Annotated in this window: 4 tRNA genes; all 4 read left to right on the forward strand. The window is 41.6% G+C overall.

Annotated features, from left to right (window positions below):
- Window positions 1-25: 25 nt before the first annotated feature.
- The 4 genes from AC1Q7L_RS22100 to AC1Q7L_RS22115 all read left to right on the forward strand — a co-directional run bounded on the left by AC1Q7L_RS22100 (window position 26) and on the right by AC1Q7L_RS22115 (window position 524).
- Window positions 26-98: transfer RNA gene (locus AC1Q7L_RS22100), tRNA-Gly, on the forward strand.
- Window positions 99-190: 92 nt separating this feature from the next.
- A tRNA-Thr gene (locus tag AC1Q7L_RS22105) sits at window positions 191-264 on the forward strand.
- 20 nt (window positions 265-284) lie between these two features.
- A tRNA-Tyr gene (locus AC1Q7L_RS22110) sits at window positions 285-365 on the forward strand.
- An 86-nt stretch (window positions 366-451) separates the two neighbouring features.
- Window positions 452-524, forward strand: a tRNA-Gly gene (locus AC1Q7L_RS22115).
- The last annotated feature ends 3 nt before the right edge of the window (window positions 525-527 follow it).

Raw genomic sequence — 527 nt, forward strand, 5'->3', positions numbered from 1 at the left:
AACCAATAGTTTTGGAAACAAAATTGCGAAAGTAGCTCAGTTGGTAGAGCGTCAGCCTTCCAAGCTGAATGTCGCGAGTTCGACCCTCGTCTTTCGCTCAAGAAGTCAGACTGAAAAGAATGATTTTTTTAACTACTGAAAAGCTTAGAGTAGAATTTTCTCAAAAGCTTTCAGTCACAATATTAAAATTGCCTCCATAGCTCAGTTGGCTAGAGCAGCTGATTTGTAATCAGCAGGTCGTGGGTTCGAGTCCCTCTGGAGGCTCTGTTTTAATATAAACATTCGGGAAGATTCCAGAGTGGCTAAATGGGACTGACTGTAACTCAGTTGCTTCGGCTTCGCAGGTTCGAATCCTGCTCTTCCCACAGTTTATATTGAAAAAAAAATTGCAAATTAAAAAGGATTTTCCTAAATTTGTGAAGCGTTAACCAATAGTTTTGGAAACAAAATTGCGAAAGTAGCTCAGTTGGTAGAGCGTCAGCCTTCCAAGCTGAATGTCGCGAGTTCGACCCTCGTCTTTCGCTCAA

The sequence above is a fragment of the Chryseobacterium sp. GW823-FHT05E08 genome (genome assembly GCF_058795655.1).